The sequence below is a fragment of the Bradyrhizobium sp. S69 genome, assembly GCF_009766005.1.
Taxonomy (GTDB): Bacteria; Pseudomonadota; Alphaproteobacteria; order Rhizobiales; family Xanthobacteraceae; genus Bradyrhizobium.
In genome coordinates, this window is record NZ_LMUK01000025.1 from 159,435 (window position 1) to 165,614 (window position 6,180).

General features: G+C 62.1%; 4 protein-coding genes. All 4 read left to right on the plus strand.

What is annotated here, in order from left to right; genetic code table 11:
* The first annotated feature begins 2 nt into the window (after window positions 1-2).
* A complete protein-coding gene (locus GSQ88_RS10110; RefSeq protein ID WP_159007585.1) occupies window positions 3-743 on the plus strand; it encodes an ABC transporter ATP-binding protein in 741 nt (246 codons plus the stop codon).
* The gene (locus GSQ88_RS10115; protein WP_159007586.1) at window positions 740-2,116 is read left to right on the plus strand and encodes a glycosyltransferase family 4 protein; all 1,377 of its coding nucleotides are present in this window, start codon (window positions 740-742) and stop codon (window positions 2,114-2,116) included. The genes GSQ88_RS10110 and GSQ88_RS10115 overlap by 4 nt, the downstream gene beginning before the upstream one ends.
* A 28-nt stretch (window positions 2,117-2,144) precedes the next feature.
* Window positions 2,145-3,602 (plus strand): O-antigen ligase family protein, encoded by a 1,458-nt coding sequence (locus GSQ88_RS10120; protein WP_246735193.1) that lies wholly within the window; start codon window positions 2,145-2,147, stop codon window positions 3,600-3,602.
* A 131-nt stretch (window positions 3,603-3,733) separates the two neighbouring features.
* A complete protein-coding gene (locus tag GSQ88_RS10130; protein WP_502706714.1) occupies window positions 3,734-6,037 on the plus strand; it encodes a TonB-dependent siderophore receptor in 2,304 nt (767 codons plus the stop codon).
* The last annotated feature ends 143 nt before the right edge of the window (window positions 6,038-6,180 follow it).

Below are 6,180 nucleotides of genomic sequence, written 5' to 3' on the forward strand. Positions count from 1 at the left end.
CCATGGTCAGCATCACGCTCAGCCACGTCAGCCTCGATTATCCGCTCTACGGCGCCTACGATTTCTCGATGAAGCGCCGTCTGCTCGGGCGCTTGATCAATGAACGCAGCGAAATGCGAACGATCCGTGCGCTCGACGACATTTCGATCGAGGTGGCCGCGGGCGCACGGATCGGTCTCGCTGGTCCCAACGGCTCCGGCAAGTCCACTTTGCTGCGGCTGATCGCCGGCGTCTATCCGCCGAGCAGCGGTCGCCTCGAACGCAGCGGCAACATCATGCCGCTGCTCGGCCTGAGCGCGGGCGCCAATCTGGACTTCGCGGCGGCGGACAATATCCGCCTGCTGCTGCGGATCGGCGGCCGAAAGCCGACCGCTGCGATCGTCGACGAGATCTGGGCGTTTACCGAACTCGACGAACGGATGCGGCAATTGCCGCTGCGGATGTTCTCCTCCGGCATGCTGATGCGCGTGCTGTTCGCAACGGCGACGGCTTTCCCGGCGGATATCCTGCTGCTCGACGAATGGCTCAGCGTCGTCGACGAAAAATTCTCGGCGAAGGCCGAGCAGCGGTTGCTCAAGCTGGTTTCGATGGCCGCGATCGTGATCATCGCATCGCACGATCAACCGCTGCTGCGCCGGACCTGCACCAGCATCGTCGCCCTCGATCAAGGGCGCATCGTGGGTACCGATCGTCCTCGTATCCACCCCGTGCATCATCAGGATATGGAAAAGCAGCGCGCATGAAAAAGATCCTTGTCGTCAGCGAAGCGCTCGGCGAACCGAACCACAAACGTGGCATTTTTCACTTCACGCGCGAACTGATCCGCTCGCTGGCCGCGGACGGGTATGAACTGACATTGCTGGTCGAGACCACGCGCCGCTATCGCAAATTGCGGCGCCAGCAGCGGCGTAGCCGGTTGTTCCCGGCGGACTCCCGCCTGGTCGAACTGCTCGCGCTTTATCGCTTCCTGGACGATACCGACATGAACGCGCAGGAGCGTCACGGCGCGCTGCGGCGCGCGATCGACTGGTTCCAGGGACGGATACGGGCATGTACGTCCTGGGAGTTCGGGGCGTGCCTGCTGCGGGCGATCGGCCTGTTGCCGCTCCACGTCAGGCTGATCGAGAACGAGTTCGGGGGGTTCGATTACATTCCGACCGACCTGCGCCATCTCCAGCTGTTCCAGAACTTTCACCTGGAGTCCGGATTTTACAGCTATCAGGACATGTCGGCATTGACCCGGCTGCCGCCGCCGCTGGTCGACGCGCGCGACTATGACATCATTCTGGTGGATACGCCGACCCGGGTCGCGATCAAGCGTGGCCCGAACTCCAAAGTCATCTGCGTGGTTCACGACCTGCTGCCGATTACCGATCTCAAGCTGAGCGACGTCGCGACGCGGCTGTTCCTGTATCGCCTTTTGACCAGCCTGCGTCAGGCCGACGAACTGGCCTTCGTCTCGAATTACAGCATGGGCCGGTTCAGGGCGCTGTTGCCGCAATTCGCGCATTTGCCGACCCGCGTGGTCTATCCGCGCACGCGCTTTGAGCCGATGCGGCCGACGCCGGTGCTAAAATCGGCGACGCATTCCGGCCGGCCGACCTTCGTGATCATCGTGTCGGCGGAGCCGCGAAAGAATCTCAATGCGGCGATCCGTGCCTTCCGGAAAATGCCGCAGGCCGATCTGGTCGTGATCGGCTACGCCGCTAACGCCAGCCTGATGCGCAACCTGCCGCCAAATGTGCAGTTCGCCGGTTATGTCGAGGAACATGACAAGGCGAACCTGATCGCCGAGGCGCACGGCCTGATCATGCCCAGTTTCGCCGAGGGCTTCGGCGTTCCCATCATCGAGGCGCTGGCCGCCAATACGCCGGTGCTGTGCTCGGACATTCCGGTGTTTCGCGAGGTCGCGGGCGAACTTGCGGATTATTTCGATCCGTTCTCGACCGAGTCGATCTGCGCGTCGGTGATGCGGGTGACGGCCAGCCAGGATGAATGGCGCCGCAAGATATTGGAGCGGCGCGGGGAGCTTGCCGAACGTTTCGGCCATCAGACCCAGGCCCGCGATCTTCTTGCGCCCTTCGACGTCGAGCAACGCCTCGTGGCCGCCGAGTAGGGCAGGCGAGCCGAGGGCCTCGATCATCATGACCGTCAAAAGCCTGGCATCGCGCGACCATGCTGCGCCCGCTGGCCCGCAGCGCCGGGGCAGCGTGTGGCGCGATGCCTCGATCCAGCTCCGCGCCATCGATATCCTGACCGTGATGACGGCCGCTTCATTGCCGTGGTCAACCACGGCTCCGGCGATTTTCATTGTGCTCTGGCTGATCGTGCTGGTTCCGACCGTCGATTGGGAGGAGTTCGGCCGCATGCTGGCGCATCCAGCCTGCGCGCTGCCGCTGGCGTTCTTCGCGCTTGGCCTCGTTGGCATGCTGTGGTCGGATGGCGGCTGGTCGGATGGCCTGCGCGGCGTCAAGCCGGTTGCGAAGCTGCTGTTGATCCCTTTTCTGTTCTATCATTTTCAGCGCTCGCAGCGCGTCAGTTGGGTTTTCATCGCGTTCCTGGTGTCCTGCACGCTGCTGATGATGCTGTCCTGGATCGTGCTGTTCGTGCCGGCGTTCAAGATCACGGTGACGGCTTCGGCTGGCGTTCCCGTCAAGAATTATATCGACCAGAGCCAGGAGTTCGCGCTTTGTGCGTTTGCGCTGATGTTGCCGGCCTCGATCTGTCTTCGCAGGCGACAGCCGGTCGCGGCAGTCGGCTGCGTGGGGTTGCTGCTGGCGTTTTTCGCCAACATGCTGTTCGTGGCCTCGGCCCGGACCGCGCTGATCTACATCCCGGTCGTTCTGGCGTTGTTCGCCGCTCGTCATCTCAAGCGGCGCGCGACGCTCACGCTGTTCGCGGCAGCCGCGGTCGCCATGACGCTGGTCTGGTCGACGTCGCCCTATTTGCGCAAGCGGGTCGGCAACATCGCCGTCGAATATCAGGACTTCCGAAACAACGCGGTGAGCTCGACGGCGCAACGGCTGGATTTCTGGGGCAAGTCGGCCAGGTTTTTTGCCAACGCGCCGATTGTCGGTCACGGCACCGGCTCGACCAGGCAATTATTCGAGCGTGACGCGGTGGGACAAACCGGGTTGTCGGCGGAGGTGATCGACAATCCGCACAATCAGACCCTGAACGTCGCCGTGCAATGGGGGCTTCTCGGTGTCGCTATATTGTACGCGATGTGGCTGCATCATCTCGCGCTATTTCGCGGCGCGGGCCTAGAGCCTTTTCCGTTCCGATGGAATCGGAACGGGGTTCTGGTCTTTTGTTTTGACGCGTTTTCTTCACGCGAACCGGTGCCCCACGGAGCCTGTCATCGGGCGCGCATTCGCGCGACCCGTTGGCTCGAAAACGCTCTGGCGTGCTGGATCGGGCTTGTCGTTGTCGTACAGAATGTCGTCAGTTCACTGTTCAACTCACATCTGTTCGATTTCCACGAAGGATGGATCTACGTCCTCGGCGTCGGTATCGCGGGCGGGACGTCGCTGCGCGCAATGACCCGGCAGCAAAAAGCAGGTCCTGGCGAGGCACGCTGCGGCGCGATCAATGCGCGATAACAGCTGTTTTAAGAAATGCTCTAAGAACTTCTCTAAGAGATCTTCTAAGATAACTTCTATTTGAAGCCGCCGCCGCGCTGGCTTACCCCCGCCGCAGAATTGTCTCTGTTTATGCCGTCGCGCAGCGCGCGATGGCGCTGCGATCGGGGGATGCGGTGAATTATCGTTATCGTTGGCTGGGCGCGTCCGCGCTCGGCGCTATGGGACTAAGCCTGCTTTGCGTCACGCCATCGATGGCGCAGCAATTCAATGCGAACTCAGGCGCGGGGCAGGCGCTTCCCGCCGTGACCGTCGATGCACCCAAGTCGCGCCATACCGTAGGGGGTGCGGCACAAGGCCGCCCCCGGCGCGTTACACAAAGTGCGGTGAAGCCAAAACCGACGCCACCGCGTGCCGCCACGGCCGCTGAGGAAAATCCGCGCGGGGCTATCAGGGGCTATGTTGCCGGCCGCAGCATGGTGGGCACCAAGACCAACACGCCGATCAACGAAACGCCGCAATCCATTACGGTCGTGGGCAGTGAACAGATCCGCGATCAAAAGCCTGTCAAGTTCGACGAGATCCTGCGTTATGCGGCGGGGGTCTTGCCCGGAACGTTCGGCGCCGATACGCGCAACGACTGGTTCCTGATCCGTGGCTTCAAGTCCGACGACAACAGCACGTTTCTCGACGGTTTGCAGTTGTTCTATACCGCCTATGCGAGCTGGAAGCTGCAACCGTTCGATCTGGAGCGGGTCGAAGTTCTGCGCGGGCCGTCCGCGGTGTTGTATGGCGGCAGCAGCCCCAGCGGCATCGTCAACGCCGTCAGCAAGATGCCGCCGTCGGAGCCGATCCATTATATTGAAACCGGCGTCAACAATTTCGGCAACGCCTATCTCGGGTTCGATTTCGGCGGTCCGGTCGCGACCTCGAGCGAAACGGGCAAGCTGTTCTATCGGCTGGTCGGCCAGGTCCAGAACGGCGGCACCCAGGTCGATTTCACGCCGGACAATAACTATTTCGTCGCGCCATCGGTGACCTGGAAGCCGGATGCCGACACCAGCTTCACCGTGCTGGCGTCGGCGTCTTTCAATCAGACCCGGGGCATCAATTTCCTGCCCTATGTCGGCACCGTCACCGCGGCGCCGTTCGGCCGCATCCCGACCGGCTTGTTCGTCGGCGACCCCAGCGTCGACAACTTCAAGCGCGAGCAGGAAATGCTCGGCTATCAATTCGAGCGCAATCTGTCCGATGATTTCACTTTCCGCCAGAATGCGCGTTTCGCCCATGTCGACGTCACCTATTCAGGGCTGATCGGCAACGGCTACACCAACCAGACCACGGGCGACATCGCGCGGTACAGTTTCCTGGCCCGCGATATCGCCAATCAGGCGGATCTCGATAATCAGCTGGAATATCGCTTCGATACCGGCCTGCTGCAGCACAAGGCGCTGTTCGGCCTGGACTTGAAGCATTACGACATCAGCGACTATCAGGGCTTCAGTTTCGGCACGCCTTCGATCAATGCGCTCAATCCCGTCTACACCCAGATCGCAGCGTTCTCCGGCACGCCCTACCAGAATGCCGAACTCAACCAGAACCAGCTCGGCACCTATCTTCAGGACCAGATCAAGCTCGGTCGCTTCACGCTGGTGCTGAGTGGCCGCAACGATTGGGTGAGCCTGACCGACGACAGCCGGCTTCCCGGCGCGCTCCCGCTGGGGCGCGATGACAGCAAGTTCAGCGGCCGTACCGGACTGATCTACAATTTTGACTCCGGCGTGGCGCCCTACGTCTCTTATGCGACCAGTTATAATCCGATCGTGGGACTGAATTCGTCAGGCGCGTTGTTGCTGCCGGAAACCGGCGAGCAGAGCGAAGTCGGCGTTAAATACCAGCCCAATGGATTTGACGGTCACTTCAGCGCGGCTTGGTTCAACCTGAAACGGACCAACGTGCTGACCACCGATCCCAACAGCGTACCTCCCAACCTGCAAACCCAGGACGGCGAGGTCACCTCGCGCGGTGTCGAACTCGAGGCGGTTGCCAATCTTGCGCCGGGCCTCAAGGTGGTCAGCTCGTACACCAGCTACAACATCTTCGTCAGCAAGGACGATAATCCCGCGCTGGTCGGAACCGTGCCGACCAATACGCCGAGCCAGCTCGCCTCGGGCTGGGGCGACTATACGTTCCAGTCCGGCGCGCTCGCGGGCTTCGGCTTTGGCGGTGGCGTGCGTTACGTCGGCTCGTCCTTTGCCGATACCGCCAACACGATGCTGGTTCCCTCCCGCGTACTCGGCGACGCCGCCATTCACTACGAATGGCAAAACTGGCGGTTTGCGGTCAATGCCGCCAACATCGCCGACAAGATCTATGTCGCGAGCTGCGCGTCAGCGACCGCCTGCTACTACGGCGATCGCCGGCGTATCACCGGCAGTATCGCCTATAAATGGTAGGATAACGCTGACCGGTCGGCGCCCGCAGCGGCGTCGACCTCGAGGCGGGCGCGCTCGGGCCGCGGTCGCCGGTCTACCCATGGACCGGCTTGGTCGCAGGGGCGTTACCGCCGTTGACAGCCCGATTGCTGTGCGTGCGTGGC